This is a genomic window from Roseibium sp. MMSF_3247, from assembly GCF_030733765.1.
In the GTDB taxonomy this organism is placed as follows: Bacteria; Pseudomonadota; Alphaproteobacteria; order Rhizobiales; family Stappiaceae; genus Roseibium.
Window position 1 is genome coordinate 247,204 of sequence record NZ_JASHII010000006.1, and the last position, 19,965, is coordinate 267,168.

The window sequence follows — 19,965 nt, forward strand, 5'->3', positions numbered from 1 at the left end:
CGGTCAAAGACGAATCAGTTGGCCGTCCAGTCCCGAATGTCGACGAAATGACCGGCGATCGCGGCCGCTGCGGCCATTGCCGGCGACACAAGGTGTGTGCGGCCCTTGTGACCCTGCCGGCCTTCGAAGTTCCGGTTGGATGTCGACGCACAGCGCTCACCCGGAGCGAGCTTGTCCGCGTTCATCGCAAGACACATGGAACAGCCCGGCTCACGCCATTCAAAGCCGGCTTCCTTGAAGATCACATCCAGGCCTTCTTCTTCCGCCTGTTCTTTGACGAGGCCGGACCCTGGAACAACCATTGCGCTGACGTGCGACGCGACCTTGTGGTTGCCGATCACAGCTGCGGCTGCGCGCAGGTCTTCGATGCGGCCGTTGGTGCAAGAACCGATAAAGGCCCGGTCGATCTTGATATCCGTGATCTTCGTGCCTGGTTCAAGGCCCATGTAATCGAGCGCTCGGAACTTTGATTGACGGCGGTTCTCGTCTTCGATTTCCTTTGGATCCGGAACAACCCCTTCAACTGACACGACGTCTTCCGGAGAGGATCCCCAGGACACGATCGGCGGCAAATTGGCTGCATCCAGCTCGATAACCTTGTCAAAATAGGCATCCGCATCGGAGTGCAAGGTCTTCCAATAAGCGAGCGCCTTGTCCCAATCGTCACCTTTCGGGGCTTTCGGACGGCCCTTAATGTACTCAAAGGTCTTTTCGTCCGGCGCGATCAGGCCTGCGCGTGCGCCGCCTTCGATCGACATGTTGCAGACCGTCATGCGACCTTCGATCGACAAGGACTCAATGGCTTCACCGGCATACTCAATGACGTAGCCTGTGCCACCGGCCGTTCCGATCTTGCCGATAATCGCCAGAACGATGTCCTTGGCCGTAACACCGGCCGGGATCTGGCCGTTGACCTTCACCAGCATGTTCTTGGCTTTTTTCTGGATCAGAGTCTGGGTCGCCAGAACGTGCTCAACCTCGGATGTGCCGATACCATGGGCCAGCGAACCGAAAGCACCGTGAGTGGACGTGTGGCTGTCGCCGCAGACAATCGTCATGCCGGGCAGGGTGAAGCCTTGCTCCGGGCCAACGATATGGACAACGCCCTGACGCATATCGAGTTCCGAGTAATACTCAACGCCAAACTCAGCCGCGTTTTTGGCCAAGGTCTCCACCTGGAGTGCGGACTCCGGATCGTCAATTCCATGACGGCGGTCGGTCGTCGGGACGTTGTGGTCGACCACGGCAAGGGTTTTGCCCGGCTGGCGCACCTTACGGCCGGTCATGCGCAGACCTTCAAACGCCTGCGGGCTGGTGACCTCATGCACCAGATGGCGGTCAATGTAGAGCAGACCGGTTCCGTCCGGCTGCATGTCGACCGCGTGGTCGTCCCAAATCTTGTCGTAAAGCGTCCGTGCCTTGGCCATGGGTCTCTCCTCAGTCAGGCTGGCCCTGCGCGTTTTCAAGCCGCGCCGCCAACCTTCGTTCTCTCACAGTTGTCTCCCGGAATGGGGCTACTGCCAAATTCTGTCCAGTGAATGGCGCAGCTCCGCGCCAAGGTCAAGCATTCCGAGTTGAGCTGAATTCAACTGAGTTTGATTGGAGATCCGCAAAACCCCGCCTGATCGAACAATCAGGCGGCTGACCAACCCGCAAAAGAGCCGGTCCATGTGTGGCTTTGCATTCGCCATCCCTCGAAACGCTAATCCCGCTTGGACATCTCGTAATGCGCGGACGCTTCGTAATAATCATTGAAGCCAATACGATCGCGAAGTTCAGAAAAGTTCATCAAATCCGGGGTGCGATCTTCATCCGATTTCAGCTTGGCCAAGGTTCCCATCATCGCCTGCATGGCACTGGCCATCAAAGTGAGGGGGTACGCCGCAATGGAAAACCCTATGTCTTCCAGTTCCTTGTGGGAGAGCTCCGGCGTTTCGCCGCCTTCCACGATATTGGCCATTTTCGGGCCTGGGAGTTCGCGGCAGATGGTTTGCATCTCCTCCACCGTCTTCGGCGCCTCGACAAAAAGGATGTCGGCTCCGAGTTCCTTGAACTTTGCAGCCCTGTCGATCGCTTCGGAGAGCCCGTGATCATGCCGGGCGTCCGTTCGCGCAAGGATCAGGATGTCGGCGCCCGCATCCTTGGCATCTTGGGCTGCGCGAATCCGATCAAAGGCTTCATCGCGGGATACCACGGCTTTGCCGGGCGTGTGACCGCACCGTTTTGGCGCAAGCTGATCTTCGATCATGACCGCTGCAGCGCCGGCCTTGGCAAATCCGGTGACAGTACGGCGCACATTCATGGCATTGCCGTAGCCTGTATCCCCGTCGGCAATCAGCGGGATCTCAATCGCATCGGTGATGTTACGGGCTTGGTCGAGGACTTCGGCATAAGACATCAAGCCCAGATCCGGCTGACCGATTCGGGACGCGGACGTGGCAAAACCCGACATGAAGGTCAGCCCGAAACCCGCTTGTTCAATCAGCTTTGCTGACAACGCATCGAAACAACACGGCATCACTTTGAGTCTGTCTTGCGCCAGGAGGGCGCGGAGTTTGTCAGCCTGAGACGGCATGGAATGTCCTTAGAGTTTGAACGGGATGTAGAGGGCCAAATCAGTCCAGAGGTACAGTATGACGACGCTCAACAGCATCAGTGCCAGGAAGGGGAGAACCCCTCGTGAAACATCCGCCAAACTGGAGCGCGCAACCGACTGAATGACATAGAGATTGAGCCCGACGGGCGGCGTGATCAGCGCACATTCGACCATCACGACCATATAGACCCCGAACCAGATCGGGTCAAAACCGAGCGCCATCGCGGCAGGCAGCAGGACCGGTGTCATGATCAGCACCATCGAGAGAGCCTCGAACACGAGGCCCATGATCAACAGCACCACCGACACCACCAGAATGAAGGCCAGCGGCGTATCGATGTTCTGACCGATGAACATCGAGATTTCCTGAGGGATCCGGTAGAGCGTGATCGCCTTTCCGAAGACCTTGGCGCCGGCAACGATCAGGAGGATCGCAACGGTGGTCACCATGCTTTCAAAGGCAGCTTCCTTGAAGCCCTGCCAGGTCAGAGTCCGGAGATAAAAACCGGTGATCAGGAGCGCAACGGCAAAACCGATGGCCGCGGCCTCGGTCGGCGTTGCAATGCCGGTATAGATGACACCGATCACAACGCCGGCCAGTACCATGGAGGGCAGGGCGCGGATCGTGCTCGAAATCCGTTCCTTGGCACTTGCCGGTGGCTCCGGGGTGTAACCGCCAAACCAGCGGGCGTAAATCATGGCAAAGGCAATGAAGAGCGCAACGAGCAAGAGGCCCGGGCCAATGCCTGCCAGAAAAAGCGCAATCACAGACTGCTCAGTGACAAAGCCGTAAACGATCATCGGGATTGACGGCGGGATCAGGATTCCAAGCGTGCCACCAGCGGCGAGAAGCCCATAGACGAATTTTTTCTCATAGCCTCGGCTGATCATCTCCGGGATCGCGACCGTGCCGATGGTGGCTGCCGTCGCCACGGACGATCCGGAAATCGCTGCAAAGATGCCGCAGGAGACAATGGTGGCGACTGCCAGGCCGCCCGGCCAATGTCCGACCCAGGCATGAACGGCGGAGAAAAGATCCTTGCCGACGCCGCCTTTTAGCAAAATGTTGGACATCAGCAGGAACAACGGCACGGCGAGAAGGATGAACCCGTCGAGTGTCGACAGGATCGCTTGCGGCGCCATCAGGGGCGAGAATCCGCCGAACAAAAGCAGGGCCAACCCAAGTCCACCAAGCGTGAAGGCAACGGGAACGCGGATGAGCAGCAGGGTGAAAAGGGCTGCGAGAATAAGGATCGTTGTCAATGTCCGGCTCCGCTTAGTGAAACCGGCCCCTTGGCCGCTTTGCCAAGTTCAATCAGTGCCTGCAGGAACAAAAGTCCGAAGCCGACAGGAATTGCGAGTTCCGTAACCCACGTGGGCAAATCCAGCATGGACCCGGTCGTTCTGCCGCGCTCAAAGGAATCGTAGAAAATCCCAAAGCCCTTCCAGGCCACTATGGCGCTGAACCCTGCCACAAAGATCATCGCAAGGCCCTGACAGACACGCTGCGCGGTTGGACTAAGCTGGTTCGTCACCGCATCAACGGCAATATGCCGCCCAGCACCCAGGATCCAGGGCATGGCGATCATGGAGCCCCAAATGAGGCTCAGCTGGGACAGCTCCGCAGCCCAAATCGTCGGCGCAACAAAGAGATACCGGGCCGTCACCTCAAAGGTAAGCATGCCGCCGGCCAGAACAAACAAAAGCGCCGATACCCAAGCTAGAGCGAGGGTCAGCTTCGAGAAAACAGTCATTTTGTTACCGATGCGCTTCGCGCAATCCTGAAAGAATGAGAGCAGCGCCCATTGCGCCGAAGGCAGCAGCGAATGCAGCCTCAAATCCCCGTTGGAATTTTTGATAGGCCAGGGTTATCCGACCCGTCGAAAAGAGCAGAGCGTAAGCGCCGTAGACAAGGAAGGCTGAAACGGCCCCAAGCGGCCCGAAAGCAAGAACGGTTGGTGCTTCTAAACCCTGACCGAACAGAAAGGATGCAACAGCAATCCACATCAAGCCGGCCTTGGGATTGCTCAGAACAACGAACAAACCGAACCGCCAGTTTCTGAAATCAGACGCTTTCTGACCGGCAGCCCGGATCGTCCCACCAGACGATGGCCATAAAACCGAACGCGCCGCTTTGGCAGCCACATAAAGAAGATAACAGCCCCCGAGGATCTTCATGGCTGTCAACACAGCCGGAAAAAGATCCAATAAGACAGCCAGCCCGAACGCAACAGCCGTAACCCAGACAAGAACGCCGGACGCCACACCGAGGGTGACGTAAACGGCCGCACGGCGACCTTGCCCCAAGGCGGCAGCTGCAACGGCAACCAGGTTTGGACCTGGCGCAGCTTGCGCGGCGACCGTGAGGATCAGGGCCGCCGCATAGGCTTCAACGATATACACGTCGAAACGACCTAAAGCTTCTGCGCCGCGTCCATGACTTGCTTGCCAAGGTCGCCGGCTTTTTCGCCATAAGCGTCGTAAACTGTTTGGCTGACCGCTCTCCAGGCAGAGATTTCCTCAGCTGTCGGCTTGTAAACGGACATTCCGTTTTCTTCCGCAGCTGCATACGCATCGGCCTCGATCTGAGACATGCGGTCGCGAACATCATTTTCGGCTGTCAAAGCCGCAGCTTGAATGATTTCCTTGTGAGCATCCGATAGGCCGTTCCAGAAATCCGTGTTCACAACGACAATGAATTCGATGTCCGCGTGGTTAGTCACGGTAATGGTGTCCATGACTTCCCAAAGCTTGCGGGACTTGACACCGGAAACGCCAGTCATGCCGATATCGACTGTTCCGCGCTGATAGGCGAGGTACTGTTCGGACCCGGAGATGAGCGTTGGAGCGCCGCCCGCAGCAGTGACGAAATCGCCGAGGGTCTTGCCGAAGACACGGACTTTTTTGCCCTTCATATCTTCAGGTGTTTTGATCGGTCCGTCCTGAGACAGCATGATCGCACCACCATAGGCCTGCCACCACAGGACGGTTGATCCGGTGTCCTTGATGGCCTCATCGAGCGGTCCACGGACAGGAGATCCCGGAGCAACAGCTGCGCGAACCTTGTCCTCGGTATCAAAAAGAAACGGCTGATAGAAAATGTCGACAGCCGGAATGTCACCGACATACCGGGTCAGGGACGCAACACCCATCTCGATCGCGCCGGACCCAACAGCAGCGGGCACTTCCTTGTCTTTATAAAGCTGCGCGGAATCGTAGATTTCGACCGCAATATCACCGTTGGAGTTCTTCTCCACCTCTTCCTTGAACAAGGTCAGGTTCTGCCCAAGGTGGCTTGTCAGCGGCAGCTGCAGCGAAATGCGCAAAGTTGTGTCAGCTGCAAAGGATGAGCCGGCAGTCACGCCAAGCGCCATCGCGGCTCCAAGAGCCCACGTGAATGGTTTCATGATTTCCTCCCAATTATGGAAGGCAGTCTGACAAACGAAAAATTTCTGGTCAACAAATCCCTGACCACTTGGCCAAAAGTACAGGGTTCGCCTAGCGAAAGAGAAAGAGTTAAATCATTGTTTTTTCAATATTTTAGCCCTGGACCTCTACTTTTGCCAAAAAATAGGCCTGAACGAAGAGAACCATCGCCGGCGTGACCTCTCCCGGCGATGGTCCCTACTGGGCGAACCGCGCACCTTCCGCGGTCCGAAAGCTACGATCCACCCAAGCCAGTTACGGCTGAACAGCCGAGAATTCTGCCGGATCGAGCAAGTTGTCCTGGTTTGCATCGGCTGCCTTGAAGGCATCCTCTGTTACATCCGGCATTACGGCAGTGACTTCATCAAAGCTGACAAATCCGTCCCGGTCGCTGTCGACAACATCAAAAGACATGCCCTGAGCAAATACCGCTGAAGAAGCGGTAACGGCACCGAAAAGCACGGCAGCTGCGAGAGACTTGGACATGATATGACCTCCAGTTTTGGTCTTGTACTCCGTCGCTCAACCAGACCCCTGCGGCCGGTGAACCGGAGCGAGAGAACACTGATTTGAGATCGGGACGGCCAAAAGGCCGCTCAAAGGAACTGTTGGGGCATTGTTGTGACCGCTGAACTGGAGCAGTCACGCCTTGGTCAAAATATTGTCAAAAGTAGCAATTTCGGACCGCAATGTGGCGGACAGAGATTTAGGTGTAATCCCGGGATCCAAAGATCGCGGACCCAACACGCACATGGGTTGCCCCAAACCCAACAGCAGTCTTGTAGTCAGACGACATGCCCATGGAGATCTGAGACAGGCCGTTGCGCGCAGCGATTTTCTGAAGAAGCGCAAAATGCTCGCCCGGGGCCTCATACACCGGCGGAATGCACATCAATCCGACGATGTTCAAGCCGACCGTCTCCTGGCATTCCTTTACAAACTGATCGACCTCTTTCGGCGGGATCCCGGCTTTCTGCGGTTCTTCTCCGGTATTTACCTGGATGAAGCACGGCAGATCCCGGCCCTGCTTATCCATTTCAGCTTTGAGAGCCTTTGCGATTTTTTGTCGGTCCACCGTGTGAATGACATCGAATGTCGCAACGGCTTCTTTCGCTTTGTTGGACTGCAACGGGCCAATGAGATGCAATTCAATCCCGTCATAGGACCCACGCAGTTCCGGCCATTTTCCCATAGCTTCCTGAACACGGTTTTCGCCGAATACACAATGACCTGTCTCCAACGCCGGGCGGATAGCATCTGCTTCAAACGTCTTGGACACGGCGATCAAGGTCACGGCGCCTTCGGGCCGGCCATACTCTGCTTCTGCCTTGCGAATGTCTGAAAGAACGCTGGAAAGCTGATCTGCAACGGATGCCATGAAGACTGCTCTGATCTAGGGGATTGGTCTTTTCAGTGACATATACGCAGGTCATATCCGCAGCAAGGGCAGACATGAAAAACCCTGCCAGCCAGCCCTATGAGCAGACTGCTACAACATCCAAAGAATGTTCAGCTCTATCTTACACCTGGTTTCGGTCTCATTCACATCAATAGAACAATGATAGACCAGTATTTTACCTTTTCTTTGCAGTCCAGTTATTAAGTAAGGTATGTATATTTGCTGAGGTCTCAGATGTTTTTGAGAAGGTTTTCTTCTTATACATTGGCAATATTGTCTATTATTGTAACGCTTCCAGCTGTCTCGGAAGAGTTTCCGTTTGCCGTCGGTGAGTGGCCTCCCTTCATCTCCAGCAATGCGCCAGGTTATGGGCTTCATAGCGAACTCATCTCAGAAATCTTTGAATCTCAGGGCCATACGGTCAAGCTGGAATTCTATCCATGGCGCCGGTCTCTTGAATTGACAAAGGCCGGAACACTGCCGGCAACCTATTCCTGGTCCTATCTTGAAGAGCGGGAAGACGACTTCATCTATCCCGAGCATCCACTCGATCAATTGAATGATGTTTATTTTTACCGCAAAGACCGCTTTCCGAACGGTTTGCCGCCACTTTCAATCCATGAGCTTAAGGGCCGCTCCCTAACGGTCGTGGGCGTGGAGGGGTACTGGTATGAGACAGTTCTGAATAAGGCAGGTGTTGTGTTTCAAACGGTCGCCACCGAGGAACAGGCCTGGAAAATGCTGCTCCACAACAGGGCCGATATCTTTATCGAAAATGATGTTTCCGGTGACATTCAAGGCCGGCAGTTTCTTGGAAACGACATGGATGACATCAACCGCAGCGCGCCGTTCCGGACAATACCGGTTTACATCATGTTCAGCCGCCGTAACCCGGATGCACTCCGGATGATGGAAATCTGGGATAGAGGCATCACGGAACTCTCGGTTTCCGGCACAGATTCCCGAACACAATAGCTTTACGGCCTCCGCTCTGCGCATTAAACAGCAGGGGAGAAACAGTTCACTTAAGGCATGTTGACCGCGGCACCGAATTCTGGTGACTGTCCCGCAGTCAGACATTCAAGAAATCCGCCGGGTCCGGCGGCAAGCAAACGGCATAATTGATGGCAACGGAACGGTACAATGCGCGCGAAGTAGAAGCGCGCTGGCAAAAGACTTGGAACGACAAGGACGTCTTCGTCACACACAATGACGATCCACGCGACAAATACTACGTCCTTGAGATGTTCCCGTACCCGTCCGGCCGGATCCACATGGGCCACGTCCGCAACTATGCCATGGGCGATGTGGTCGCCCGCTTCAAACGTGCCAAGGGCTTCAACGTCCTTCATCCGATGGGTTGGGATGCCTTTGGCATGCCGGCTGAGAACGCTGCGATGCAGAACAAGGTCCACCCGAAAGACTGGACCTATGAGAACATCGCCACCATGCGGGAACAGCTCAAGATCATGGGTCTGTCCCTTGATTGGAGCCGGGAATTTGCGACCTGTGATGTTGCCTACTACAAGCAGCAGCAGGCGCTTTTCCTGAAGTTTCTGGAAGCTGGGCTGGTCTATCGCAAAAACGCAAAGGTCAACTGGGACCCGGTCGACATGACGGTCCTTGCCAACGAGCAGGTGATCGATGGCCGCGGCTGGCGCTCCGGCGCACTCGTTGAACAGCGTGAGCTGACCCAATGGTTCTTCAAGATTTCCGATTATTCGGAAGATCTTCTGGAAGCAATCGAAACACTGGATCGCTGGCCGGACAAAGTCCGCCTGATGCAGAAGAACTGGATCGGACGCTCTGAAGGTCTGCGTGTCCGCTTTGAGTTTGTCGAGGCTGCCCCGACAGGCGACACAACGCTGGAAATCTTCACCACACGGCCAGACACTTTGTATGGCGCGTCCTTCATGGGACTGTCTCCGGATCATCCGATTTCGGTGAAGCTGGCGGAGACCAATCCGGAGCTGAAAGACTTCATCGATGAATGCCGGCGCGTCGGCACGTCAGAAGAAGCCATTGAAAAGGCTGAGAAGAAGGGCATCGATACCGGTCTCAAGGTCAAGCACCCGCTGGATGCCTCAATTGAGTTGCCGGTTTACGTCGCCAATTTCATTCTGATGGACTACGGCACAGGCGCCATCTTCGCGTGTCCAGCGCACGATCAGCGCGACCTGGATTTTGCCCGCAAATATGGCCTCTCCGTCAAACCAGTCGTTCTGCCGAAGGACGCCGATCCGGCAACTTTCGAAATTGGCGACGAGGCCTACACAGACGACGGCACAATCTTCAATTCCGACTTCATGAACGGAATGACGATTGCCGATGCGAAAAACGCTGTCGCGGACAAGCTGGAAGCCATCAAGGTAGACGATGGGTCGCAGGCCGAGCGTCAGGTGAATTACCGCCTGCGCGACTGGGGCATTTCCCGCCAACGCTACTGGGGCTGCCCGATACCAGTCATCCATTGTGATGACTGCGGCGTTGTTCCAGAAAAGGATGAAAATCTGCCGGTGCAACTGCCGGACGACATCAATTTCGACAAGCCGGGCAATCCACTGGACCGCCACCCGACATGGCGTGACACAACTTGCCCGAACTGCGGCAAACCGGCCAAACGTGAAACCGATACGATGGATACGTTTGTCGACTCGTCCTGGTACTTCGCGCGCTTTACCGCTCCTGACTGCGATCAGCCGACAGACCCGAAAGCTGCAACCGACTGGCTGCCGGTCGATCAGTATATCGGCGGGATTGAGCACGCGATCCTGCACCTCTTGTATTCTCGTTTCTTCACGCGGGCGATGCAAAAGGTCGGCGCGCTCGACCTGAAAGAACCGTTCAAGGGTCTCTTCACGCAAGGCATGGTCACCCATGAGACCTACCGGCGCGGCGGCGACGGCTCCAGTGGCGAATGGGTCTCACCGGCCGAAATCAAAATCGAGGAGAAGGACGGTCAGCGTACTGCATCCATGCTGGACAGCGGCGAGACCGTTTCCATCGGCTCCATCGAGAAGATGTCGAAGTCGAAGAAAAACACAGTCGACCCGACCGATATCATCGACACATATGGCGCCGACACGGCCCGTTGGTTCATGTTGTCAGACAGCCCGCCCGAGCGCGATGTCATCTGGACCGAAGATGGTGTCCAGGGCGCGTGGCGCTTTGTGCAACGCGTGTGGCGTTTGATCGGCGAAATCGCCGAAAAGACGGAGCCGCGCAATTCCTCTGTTCCGGCTATGTCTCAAAAAGCCGAAGATCTGCGCCGCGCGGCCCACAAAACACTGGCTGCTGTCTCAAACGATCTGGAAGGCCTAGGTTTCAACCGGGCCGTTGCGCGCCTTTATGAGCTGGTCAATACGTTGAGCAAGGCGTTCAACGAGGGCCTGGAAGATCAGGGCAAGGAATACGCGGTTCGGGAAACGGTTGATTACCTCGTCCAGATGATGGCGCCCATGATGCCGCACCTCGCAGAAGAATGCTGGTCTGCTTTGGGTCATGACAGCCTGATCTCCGAAGCGGCCTGGCCCGAAACAGATCCGTCGCTGTTGGCCGAGGATACAGTAACGTATCCGATCCAGATCAACGGCAAACGGCGCGGCGAGCTGAGCATTTCAAAAGAGGCTTCCAAAGACGAGGTCGAAGCAGCTACCTTGGCGCTGGACTATGTTCAAAAGGCGCTGGACGGGAAGTCACCGAAGAAGCTGATCGTTGTGCCACAAAGGATTGTCAATGTCGTTGTTTGACCAGGTTTTGACATCGAGCCGGATTACCAGAAACCTTGCTCTGGCGAGCCTTTTGGCCTTTGGTGCATTGGCAGGCGGATGTCAGATCCGCCCGCTCTATGGCACCACAGCAACAGGCTTCGGCGGGACACAAACCGTGTCGTCAGATCTTGCAGCGATCGATATTGAATCCATTGGTACCGATGTCTCCGGCCGTACGCTCTACAACGAACTGACCTTTAATTTTGAGCGTGGCACAACTGCTCCCGCCAAGAAATACCGGTTGAAGGTCCTGGAAGACACCAGCACCGCCTCTGTAGCAGTTGAACAGTTCTCTGATGTTCCGTCAGCCTACACTTTGACCATGAATGCTTCCTTCGTCCTGAGTGACCTTGAAACCAACAAGACACTGATGACAGGACGGTCCTTCCAATCTGCCTCATATGACTTCTCCAGCCAGCGTTTCGCCAACTTAAGAGCGCAACGGGATGCAGAAGAACGTGTGGCAAAGGCGGTGGCGGAAGACATCACAGCCCGGATTGCCGGATACTTCGCAACTCATCAGGGCTCATAAAGAAAAGGCAAAGCACACGTGTCCACGCTCAAGGCCGCGGAGATTGACCGGTTCGTCGCCAATCCCCCGGATGGCGGCGGCGTGGTGCTCGTGTTCGGCCCGGACACCGGTTTGGTATCCGAGCGCGCCAGCCGGCTTGTCGCCAAGGCGTCCGAAGGCGACAGCGACCCCTTCAACCTCATAAAAATCGACGCTTCTGAACTCAGTTCGGACAGCAACCGTCTGATCGATGAAGTGCTGACCGTACCGCTGTTTGGCGGCCGCCGTATTGTGTGGATCAAGGATGCCAGCGGGAAAAACCTGGTTCCATCAGTCGATCCCGTCTTGAAGCTGGATGATTGGCAAACTTTGGTTGTTCTGGAAGCCGGCGACATCAAGAAAGGTGTCGGCCTGCGCAAGCTGATCGAGCCTCATAAACGGGCCGTCGCGCTGCCGTGTTATGCGGATAACGACCGCGGCATTGACCACTTGATTGATGAGGAAACACGCGAAGCTGGCCTCACCATTTCCCGCGAGGCCCGCGCCGCCCTTCACAGTCTTCTGGGTGGTGACAGAATGGCTAGCCGGGGCGAACTCAAGAAGCTCTGCCTCTACGCCATGCAGAAGGAGCGAATTGACAGCGAAGACGTGGAAGCCATCATCGGCGATGCCTCGGCGTTTGAAACATCGGAGTTGATCGATGCAGCCGCTGGCGGCGATCTGTCGACGCTTGATCATGGTCTGGAGCGCCTGACGGATGCCGGTTCCAAAGCCTCTGTGATTGCCAACCAGGCACTTAAACATTTCCAGTCTTTGCATCGGATGCGAATCGAAATCGACGCTGGGAAAAGTGCCCAGCAAGTCGTCGACAGTCAGCGTCCGCCCATCTTCTTCAGCCGCAAACCGAAATTCAGTCAGCAGCTGCGAATTTGGACCATTAAGGATTTGGAACGGGCCATGGGCATCCTGAGCGAGGCAACGCGGGTGTCCCGTCTGAATGACAGTTTGGGAGTTCCGGTCCTCTCAGAGGCCCTTCTGACGGTCGGCCGCGCCGCACGCGCCCGCAGTCAACGCCGCTGACAGAAAAGGCCGGGAAGTCCCGGCCTTGGTCAATTCAGTCTCACGCCAATTCTCAGCGGTTTTCCACGCCCAGAAGCCGGCAAATCTGATCGAGCTGTTCCAAAGACGTGTATTTGATCTTCAGATCGCCAGACTCTTTGCCGGGCTTGTGACCGACGGTGACCTTCAGTCCCAAGGTGTCAGCCAGCCGCTTTTCCAGAGCTTTCGTATCAGCATCTTTCTGTGGCTTCTCAGTCGGGACTTTATCACCCTTCAATTTCGCCAGCGCGTCCGGGTCCTGTGCAAGCTTCTCGGCGTCGCGCACCGTAAGGCCTTTTTCGACGATCAGTTCGGCCAAGGCCGCAGGATCATCAACCGTAATCAGCGCACGCGCATGACCAGCCGTCAAAAGCCCCTCAGCCAGATAGTCTTTGACTGAATTCGGTAGCTTCAACAACCGCATGGTGTTGGCAACATGGCTCCGGCTTTTACCGATGACCTTCGCCAACTCACCCTGGCTGTAACTGAATTCGGCAGTCAGCTGCTCATAGCCCATCGCTTCTTCGATCGGATTGAGGTCTGCCCGCTGCACATTCTCGATGATTGCGAGCTCTAATGCTTCCTGATCCGTGACGTCCCGGATGATGATCGGCGCTTCATGAAGCCCTGCCCGCTGAGCGGCCCTCCAGCGCCGCTCACCAGCAATGATCTCAAACCGGTTCGCTTTCCCGGCCGCGGGGCGAACGAGGATCGGCTGCACGATACCTTTGGCTTTTAAAGACTCGGAAAGGTCCGCCAGATCCTTCTCTGTAAAGGTCTTGCGCGGGTTGCGCGGATTAGGCTCCAGATGTTCGATCGGGACCTTCCGACTGTCGCGAACCACTTTTTCAGGTGCCGGAGACGCCTCCGGCGCTGAATCGCCGATGAGAGCTGCAAGACCGCGGCCCAGCCGCTTGTTTTTGACGTCCTTGTCCGCCATTCCGCACCTTTTTCTTTTTATTTCAATAAGTTAAGAAGGATCAGTCGATATGTGGCCTGACCGATCCTACTAACATGTCAATTCGGACCCGATTCGAACGGTTCTTAGGCCGCAACGCTGCGCAGCTGCCGCTCTCGCTGAATGATTTCAGAAGCAAGGCGGAGATACGCCTGGCTTCCGGCACATTTCAGATCATAAAGAAGCGCCGGTTTACCGTAGGACGGTGCTTCGGATATCCGGACATTGCGCGGAATGATAGTGTCATACACGGCATCGCCCATCGTTTCGCGCACATCCGCAACGACCTGACTGGAGAGATTATTCCGGCTGTCATACATCGTCAGAACGATACCGTGGATGCTGAGCTCCGGGTTCAGAGCTGATTTCACCTGCTCGACCGTACTCAGCAACTGGCTCAGACCTTCGAGCGCAAAGAACTCACACTGCAGCGGAACCAGGATCGAATGGCTTGCAGACAGCGCGTTTATCGTCAGCAGGTTCAAGGACGGCGGGCAATCGACGAGGACATAGGTAAAGCCGATTTCCTTGAAGAGCCGGGAATGCGTCAGGTTTTCGATCGCATTGCGCAGACGGAAAGCACGGTCGCTGGTCGACGCAATTTCGAGTTCTAGGCCAAGAAGGTCCATGGTGGACGGGGCCACCCACAAGCGTTGTACCGCCGTTTCGCGGATCGCTTCGTCCATCGAGCAGTCGCCGCTCAGGATTTCATAGGTCGACAGGCCACGGTCCCGGTGCTCGATCCCAAGACCCGTCGAGGCGTTGCCCTGCGGATCAAGATCGATAACGAGGACTTTCTCCCCGATTGCGGCAAGCGCGGTACCAAGATTGATGGCCGTGGTGGTTTTCCCAACCCCGCCCTTCTGGTTTGCGAGCGCAAGCACACGCGGCATTTCGGGAAGCATGTTCATTACCACCACACCTTCCTGGTTACTCTGACCGGGCAGAAATATTTGAAAAAAGGAGCATCCGGCTCAAAGGATCAACAACACTTTCCTTTTCTACCAGATCGAACTGCCAAGAGTCAGACACTTCATCAAGTTCGCGCCGAAAATCCTGACCTTTGTGGAAAACAGCCTTTACTCCTTGCGCTGTAAACGGTTCCGCAAGATCAAAAAGCAGTTTCAAAGAGGCCAAAGCACGCGCCGAAACCGCGTCTACCGGGCCGTGGGTCCACCCTTCCGCAACCGATTCGATCCGGCCTGCATGGACAGTCCCCTTTGATCCGGTCTCTCTCAAAGCCGTCCGAAGGAACGCGGCCTTGCGCTGATTGCTCTCGATCATGTGGACATGAGCATCCGGCACATCTGCCAGAAGGATCGCCGTCACAACGCCTGGGAACCCACCCCCACTTCCAATATCAACCCAGACCTTCGCCTCTGGATAACTCCACTGGGTTTGCAGACTATCCGCCACATGGCGGGTCCAAATGTCCGGAATTGTAGAGGGCGCAATAAGGTTTTGTGCCGGTTGCCACTTCAAAACCAGGTCCACATAAATCTGGAGACGATCCAACGTTTCACGTGAAACATCCCCAAACTTATATACAGCCTCTCCAGAACCATTCAACACCACGGAGCGCCCCATCAGGCCGCCCCTCGCTGAGACTGGCGTTTCAAGTGGGAAAGGATCAGCGTCAGAGCTGCAGGTGTTATGCCATCCATGCGCGACGCCTGTCCCAGGGTGGCAGGGCGAATATCTGCGAGCTTTTGTTTGACTTCATTGGACAACCCGACAATCGCTTCGTAATCGAAACTATCGGGGATACCCAATGCTTCATCGCGCTTCAAAGCTTCGATATCAGCCGTCTGCCGCTCCAGGTAAACGGCATAAAGAGCATCTGTTGTCACCTGCTCAACAATTGCAGCGTCCATATGCCCGAGCTCCGGCCATACCAGTTGAAGCCCTTCAAACGTGACATTCGGATAGGACAGGAGATCGAAGGCAGAGCGGCGGACACCATCCTGATTGACAGGCAAACCCTTCTTTGTCGCTTCGTTCGGAGTTACGGTCAGGTTCTGCAACAAATCGCGCGCAGCCGAGATCTTTTCCATCTTCGCTTCATAGGCTGAACGGCGCTCATCGGACACGCAGCCGATCTCAATTCCGAGAGGCGTCAAACGTTGATCTGCATTGTCTGCTCTGAGGGACAGCCTGTACTCCGCCCGTGAAGTAAACATGCGATAGGGTTCTGTAATTCCCCGGGTGATGAGATCATCGATCATAACGCCGATATAGCCCTGAGATCGGTCCACGATAAACGGCGCCTTGTCCGCGACCTTCAACGCGGCATTCAAACCCGCCACAAGACCCTGAGCACCTGCCTCCTCATAGCCGGTCGTTCCGTTGATCTGACCTGCGAGGTAAAGCCCCGCACAACGCTTGGCTTCCAGGGTTGCTCGCAATTCCCGTGGGTCGACGTGATCATACTCGATGGCATATCCCGGCTGAATGACTTCTACATTCTCCAGCCCTGGAATTGTCCGCAAAAAGGCGATCTGCGCATCTTCCGGCAACGAGGTGGAAATCCCATTTGGGTATACCGTGTGATCATCCAGACCCTCAGGCTCCAAGAAAATCTGGTGGCCATCTCGATCGCCAAAGCGAACGATTTTGTCCTCAATGGATGGGCAATAGCGTGGACCGCGGCCCTTGATCTCACCGGAATACATTGCAGAGCGATCAAGATTGTCCCGGATTATCTGATGTGTTTCCGGCGTCGTCCGCGTGATATGACACGGTATCTGAGGGATCGAAATCTTGTTCGTCAGCGTTGAGAACGGGATCGGTTCTTCGTCGCCCGGCTGCTCTTCCAGCCGGTCCCAATGGATGGTCCGTCCATCCAACCGCGCAGGCGTGCCCGTTTTCAAACGGCCAAGGTCAAAACCAATCTGTTCCAGCGAGTGAGACAGCCCCATTGCGGGTGCCTCACCAGACCGCCCTGCCGGGATTTTTCTGTCCCCAATATGGATCAACCCGCGCAGGAAAGTTCCGCTTGTCAAAACCACTGCGCCGCAGTCAATAACCTGACCAGACCCTAGAAGAATGCCTGTCACGGATCCCGCATCAGCGCCGGAGAACCGAAGCTGGTCCGCTTCTCCCTCGACCACGGTGAGGTTTTCAATAGCTGCGATCTCACGCTGCATCGCTTCCCGGTATAACTTCCGGTCCGCTTGCGCCCTCGGTCCACGAACAGCCGGACCCTTCCGCCGGTTGAGCATGCGGAACTGGATACCGCCCTGATCGGCGACCCGACCCATAAGACCGTCAAGCGCATCGATCTCACGAACGAGATGCCCCTTCCCCAATCCGCCGATGGCCGGGTTACAGGACATCACGCCAATGGTCTCGAACTTGTGCGTCACAAGCGCAGTCCTAGCGCCCATGCGCGCAGATGCAGCTGCCGCTTCACAGCCTGCATGACCGCCGCCAATTACCACAACATCAAACGATAGAACCTGATCGTTCATAGTCTCACCGCTTGCCCGGGTCGCTCTTCTAGCCGTGCGCCCGGCCATTCAAATTCTGATTTCGGGATCATATCCGGATCGGAACCGGAGCGTCAGACACAGCCAAAGCCGGTCTTGTTGCCGCCTTTATACGCCGGACCTACCCCTTAGGTCAAAAGAGATTTCGACACTGGGAGGCAGCCATACTGAAGCTCGGCTCGCCCTACGGTTCAAATAGCGGACATGATTCACGTGAAACACATTCCGGTTCTGAATCGATCCAGTCTTTTCCTGAAATGATTCACGTGAAACAATCTACTTCCCGATACAGAAATCCCGAAAGATCACATCGAGTAGATCCTCAACATCGATCCGGCCAGTGATACGTCCGAGGCTATCCGCAGCCCGCCGCAGATCTTCTGCCCGAAGTTCTGTCGGCAAATGATCTGACGAGACGGCCTGATCCAGGCCAGACTGACAGTCCGTCAGATAATGGCGGTGCCTCGCCCGTGTCGCCAGGGGTGCCTCGCCGACAGAAATTGTTTCTTCGGCAAAACGTGTCAGGGCATCAAACAGCCCCTTCATCCCTACATCAGATTTAATAGATGCGGGAATTTCCTTGGTTGTTCCGGAAGAGTCTTGTTCCGGAAGAGTCTCAAGATCTGACTTTGTCCGCACCGTCCAGACAGGAACCTGATTGGTGACATCCTCTGGCAGACCTGCTTGGGAATGCCCCACTTCTACGCCACCTGGCTCAACAGCCCAAAGAACGAGATCTGCCTGGCGTCCCCGCTCTTCCGCGCGGCGAATGCCTTCCCTCTCAACGATCCCATCCGTTTCCCTAAGACCTGCGGTGTCGACCAGGGTGACCGGATATCCTCCGAGATCAAGATGCACCTCGATTACATCCCGGGTCGTTCCTGCTTCCTCAGTAACAATGGCAACGTCCCGGCCGGCGATTGCATTCAGCAAGCTCGACTTGCCGGCATTGGGAGCCCCCATCAAGACCACTTGCAGGCCGGATCGCAGACGCTCACCGCTCAGGGATTTTTCCAGGTGATCGGCAACTTCTTTTCGAAGCGCGGCAGCCTCTTTCCAGACTTCATCCGCGACACTGCCAGGAACATCCTCTTCATCGGCGAAATCGAAATCCGCTTCAATCATCGCCCTCATGTGTATAAGCCGCTTGCGCCAATCCTCATAGAGCGATCCGAGGGCGCCGCCCATCTGGCGGACAGCCTGTTTGCGCTGGCTTTCCGTTTCAGCAGCAATCAGATCCGCAAGGCCCTCCACCTCGGTCAGGTCCATCCGGCCCCGGTCAAAGGCTCGGCGTGTGAACTCTCCAGGTTCGGCCGGGCGGCAGTTTGGAAATTCGCTCAACACGCGAAGCATCGCCGCGACAACGGCCCGACCACCGTGGCACTGAAACTCGACAACATCTTCACCGGTGAAACTTGCAGGCCCCTCAAAGAAAAGGACCAGAGCTTCATCAATAGTTTCTAGAGAAACCGGATCACGAAGCTTAGAAAGCATGGTTTTTCGTGGCGCGGGTGTCTTGCCGCAAAGCGCCTCTGTAACGGTTCTGACTTCGGGACCAGAGACGCGGATAACAGCGACCCCAGAAGGCACTGCACCACTCGACAACGCGTAGATCGTGTCAGCCATATATCTTTCCGTTTCAGAGGTATCCTTGCTGCCTCTTTATCAAGAAGCACGGCCGTTCGAAAGGTAGTGGCGGCGCTGGTCCACGGTCGGAACATAGCTTAGATCAACTCTCCGGTTTTTGAACCATGAGACGTTGCACAGCCGAATCAAATTGGGTCGTTTGAGCGAAGAATAGACTTGGCTGTTTCACGTGAATCAAGCAGTATTGCCTGTCAGCAAGATCGGCAAATGAGTACGTAGGTTATGAAGCTCTTATCGGCGTCCTCGCTATTACGGAGCTTGGGTAAAACAATCCGTACCCGATTCAATTCCGATTCACGTGAAACAATTTTCGGATCGCCCATTCCGGTATCAGGTTTCCGAAATCCGCCCCAACCTTAAAATCTGTGTTTCACGTGAATCTCTAAACCCAGTTTTAACTGGAGCTGCGTTGATCACATCTGACGTCTAGCCCAGGTATTGCGGTCCAGCCGATACAAAACATGTGGTGCAAGCGCATGGGTATCCGGAAGCATCGGGTGGAGAAAGTCATCCGCCGGATCCCGGCTCATACCAATCCGCGTCATGACCTTTTGAGACGGTGTGTTGGTTTCGGCTGTAAAGGATATAATCTCCTCAAGACCGATGGTTTCAAAGCCGAATCGAATCCAAGCTGTTGCAGCTTCACTCGCGTAACCCTTCCCCCAGGCTGACCGCTTCAACCGCCAGCCAACTTCCACGCATGGACCAAAAGGGAGCGGCTTGGCGTATGCAGGAATACTCAAACCGACGAACCCAAGAAACTCAGATGTGTCCTTGGTTTCCACCGGCACAAAACAAAAGCCATCCTGTTCTTGCTTTGCCTTCGCCCTATCAATCAAAGCGGCGGTTTGATCATAGGTGAGCGGTTCGGGAAAATACCTCATCACCTCTGGGTCAGCGCACATCTGGGCAAATGGTTCAAGATCGGCATCCTGCCAGTTGCGGCAGACCAATCGATCTGTTTTCAAGAGAATATCTTGGGTCATAAAACGGGTCCGAATCTAAATCAGGATTCACGTGAAACAGGTCTTAACAAAAGGTAAAGGCGTGACCCGATTTGGATCACGCCTCC

18 protein-coding genes are annotated in these 19,965 nt (G+C 55.6%); 4 read left to right on the top strand and 14 right to left on the bottom strand.

All coding sequences use genetic code 11. The features are described from left to right. Positions 1 to 14: 14 nt before the first annotated feature. The 8 genes from leuC to RBB44_RS20015 form a co-directional block, all read right to left on the bottom strand. Positions 15 to 1,427: a 3-isopropylmalate dehydratase large subunit gene (leuC, locus tag RBB44_RS19980; RefSeq protein ID WP_133952745.1), complete on the bottom strand. Its 1,413-nt coding sequence runs from the start codon at positions 1,425 to 1,427 to the stop codon at positions 15 to 17. Positions 1,428 to 1,702: 275 nt separating this feature from the next. Further along, positions 1,703 to 2,575, bottom strand: a complete 873-nt coding sequence (locus RBB44_RS19985; RefSeq protein WP_306149175.1) for an oxaloacetate decarboxylase — start codon at positions 2,573 to 2,575, stop codon at positions 1,703 to 1,705. Positions 2,576 to 2,584: 9 nt separating this feature from the next. Beyond that, a complete protein-coding gene (locus RBB44_RS19990) occupies positions 2,585 to 3,859 on the bottom strand; it encodes a TRAP transporter large permease (protein WP_133952743.1) in 1,275 nt (424 codons plus the stop codon). Next, positions 3,856 to 4,350, bottom strand: a complete 495-nt coding sequence (locus RBB44_RS19995; RefSeq protein ID WP_133952742.1) for a TRAP transporter small permease — start codon at positions 4,348 to 4,350, stop codon at positions 3,856 to 3,858. Before RBB44_RS19995 ends, RBB44_RS19990 begins: the two co-directional genes overlap by 4 nt. Positions 4,351 to 4,354: 4 nt before the next feature. Beyond that, positions 4,355 to 4,999, bottom strand: coding sequence for a LysE family translocator (locus RBB44_RS20000; protein WP_306149174.1), 645 nt, complete (start codon positions 4,997 to 4,999; stop codon positions 4,355 to 4,357). A gap of 11 nt (positions 5,000 to 5,010) precedes the next feature. Further along, on the bottom strand, positions 5,011 to 6,003 hold the full coding sequence (gene dctP, locus RBB44_RS20005; protein ID WP_306149173.1) for a TRAP transporter substrate-binding protein DctP: 993 nt from the start codon (positions 6,001 to 6,003) through the stop codon (positions 5,011 to 5,013). A gap of 274 nt (positions 6,004 to 6,277) precedes the next feature. Then, the gene (locus RBB44_RS20010) at positions 6,278 to 6,508 is read right to left on the bottom strand and encodes a hypothetical protein (protein WP_008191794.1); all 231 of its coding nucleotides are present in this window, start codon (positions 6,506 to 6,508) and stop codon (positions 6,278 to 6,280) included. 220 nt (positions 6,509 to 6,728) lie between these two features. Continuing rightward, complete coding sequence (locus RBB44_RS20015) at positions 6,729 to 7,400, bottom strand: YggS family pyridoxal phosphate-dependent enzyme (protein ID WP_306149172.1); 672 nt, start codon at positions 7,398 to 7,400, stop codon at positions 6,729 to 6,731. Positions 7,401 to 7,694: 294 nt separating this feature from the next. Here RBB44_RS20015 and RBB44_RS20020 point away from each other — a divergent pair, with 294 nt between their 5' ends. The 4 genes from RBB44_RS20020 to holA all read left to right on the top strand — a co-directional run bounded on the left by RBB44_RS20020 (position 7,695) and on the right by holA (position 12,782). Continuing rightward, positions 7,695 to 8,396, top strand: a complete 702-nt coding sequence (locus RBB44_RS20020) for an ABC transporter substrate-binding protein (protein ID WP_306149171.1) — start codon at positions 7,695 to 7,697, stop codon at positions 8,394 to 8,396. A 149-nt stretch (positions 8,397 to 8,545) separates the two neighbouring features. After that, positions 8,546 to 11,170 carry a leucine--tRNA ligase gene (leuS, locus tag RBB44_RS20025; RefSeq protein WP_306149170.1) on the top strand — a complete coding sequence of 875 codons (2,625 nt, stop codon included), beginning with the start codon at positions 8,546 to 8,548 and terminating at the stop codon, positions 11,168 to 11,170. Continuing rightward, positions 11,157 to 11,723: an LPS assembly lipoprotein LptE gene (gene lptE, locus RBB44_RS20030; protein WP_306149169.1), complete on the top strand. Its 567-nt coding sequence runs from the start codon at positions 11,157 to 11,159 to the stop codon at positions 11,721 to 11,723. Before leuS ends, lptE begins: the two co-directional genes overlap by 14 nt. A gap of 18 nt (positions 11,724 to 11,741) precedes the next feature. Next, positions 11,742 to 12,782 carry a DNA polymerase III subunit delta gene (holA, locus tag RBB44_RS20035; protein ID WP_306149168.1) on the top strand — a complete coding sequence of 347 codons (1,041 nt, stop codon included), beginning with the start codon at positions 11,742 to 11,744 and terminating at the stop codon, positions 12,780 to 12,782. A gap of 52 nt (positions 12,783 to 12,834) precedes the next feature. Here the strand turns inward: holA and RBB44_RS20040 are convergent, their stop codons facing one another. The 6 genes from RBB44_RS20040 to RBB44_RS20065 all read right to left on the bottom strand — a co-directional run bounded on the left by RBB44_RS20040 (position 12,835) and on the right by RBB44_RS20065 (position 19,879). Then, positions 12,835 to 13,740 (bottom strand): ParB/RepB/Spo0J family partition protein, encoded by a 906-nt coding sequence (locus RBB44_RS20040; protein WP_209180610.1) that lies wholly within the window; start codon positions 13,738 to 13,740, stop codon positions 12,835 to 12,837. A 104-nt stretch (positions 13,741 to 13,844) separates the two neighbouring features. Further along, positions 13,845 to 14,669 carry a ParA family protein gene (locus RBB44_RS20045; protein WP_133952734.1) on the bottom strand — a complete coding sequence of 275 codons (825 nt, stop codon included), beginning with the start codon at positions 14,667 to 14,669 and terminating at the stop codon, positions 13,845 to 13,847. Positions 14,670 to 14,688: 19 nt separating this feature from the next. Then, a complete protein-coding gene (rsmG, locus tag RBB44_RS20050) occupies positions 14,689 to 15,273 on the bottom strand; it encodes a 16S rRNA (guanine(527)-N(7))-methyltransferase RsmG (RefSeq protein WP_306149364.1) in 585 nt (194 codons plus the stop codon). 71 nt (positions 15,274 to 15,344) lie between these two features. Next, the gene (gene mnmG / locus RBB44_RS20055; protein WP_306149167.1) at positions 15,345 to 17,228 is read right to left on the bottom strand and encodes a tRNA uridine-5-carboxymethylaminomethyl(34) synthesis enzyme MnmG; all 1,884 of its coding nucleotides are present in this window, start codon (positions 17,226 to 17,228) and stop codon (positions 15,345 to 15,347) included. 294 nt (positions 17,229 to 17,522) lie between these two features. After that, positions 17,523 to 18,872, bottom strand: coding sequence for a tRNA uridine-5-carboxymethylaminomethyl(34) synthesis GTPase MnmE (gene mnmE / locus RBB44_RS20060; protein ID WP_306149166.1), 1,350 nt, complete (start codon positions 18,870 to 18,872; stop codon positions 17,523 to 17,525). Positions 18,873 to 19,306: 434 nt separating this feature from the next. Next, the gene (locus RBB44_RS20065) at positions 19,307 to 19,879 is read right to left on the bottom strand and encodes a GNAT family N-acetyltransferase (RefSeq protein ID WP_306149165.1); all 573 of its coding nucleotides are present in this window, start codon (positions 19,877 to 19,879) and stop codon (positions 19,307 to 19,309) included. Positions 19,880 to 19,965 lie beyond the last annotated feature (86 nt).

Bases quoted from the DNA above. Each gene is read 5' to 3' on its own strand.
- RBB44_RS19985 (WP_306149175.1), bottom strand. From the start codon at position 2,575: ATGCCGTCTCAGGCTGACAAACTCCGCGCCCTCCTGGCGCAAGACAGA.
- RBB44_RS20065 (WP_306149165.1), bottom strand. From the start codon at position 19,879: ATGACCCAAGATATTCTCTTGAAAACAGATCGATTGGTCTGCCGCAAC.
- RBB44_RS20015 (WP_306149172.1), bottom strand. From the start codon at position 7,400: ATGGCATCCGTTGCAGATCAGCTTTCCAGCGTTCTTTCAGACATTCGC.
- RBB44_RS20045 (WP_133952734.1), bottom strand. From the start codon at position 14,669: ATGAACATGCTTCCCGAAATGCCGCGTGTGCTTGCGCTCGCAAACCAG.
- RBB44_RS20040 (WP_209180610.1), bottom strand. From the start codon at position 13,740: ATGGCGGACAAGGACGTCAAAAACAAGCGGCTGGGCCGCGGTCTTGCA.
- lptE (WP_306149169.1), top strand. From the start codon at position 11,157: ATGTCGTTGTTTGACCAGGTTTTGACATCGAGCCGGATTACCAGAAAC.
- mnmE (WP_306149166.1), bottom strand. From the start codon at position 18,872: ATGGCTGACACGATCTACGCGTTGTCGAGTGGTGCAGTGCCTTCTGGG.
- RBB44_RS19995 (WP_133952742.1), bottom strand. From the start codon at position 4,350: ATGACTGTTTTCTCGAAGCTGACCCTCGCTCTAGCTTGGGTATCGGCG.
- mnmG (WP_306149167.1), bottom strand. From the start codon at position 17,228: ATGAACGATCAGGTTCTATCGTTTGATGTTGTGGTAATTGGCGGCGGT.
- leuC (WP_133952745.1), bottom strand. From the start codon at position 1,427: ATGGCCAAGGCACGGACGCTTTACGACAAGATTTGGGACGACCACGCG.
- leuS (WP_306149170.1), top strand. From the start codon at position 8,546: ATGGCAACGGAACGGTACAATGCGCGCGAAGTAGAAGCGCGCTGGCAA.
- dctP (WP_306149173.1), bottom strand. From the start codon at position 6,003: ATGAAACCATTCACGTGGGCTCTTGGAGCCGCGATGGCGCTTGGCGTG.
- RBB44_RS20010 (WP_008191794.1), bottom strand. From the start codon at position 6,508: ATGTCCAAGTCTCTCGCAGCTGCCGTGCTTTTCGGTGCCGTTACCGCT.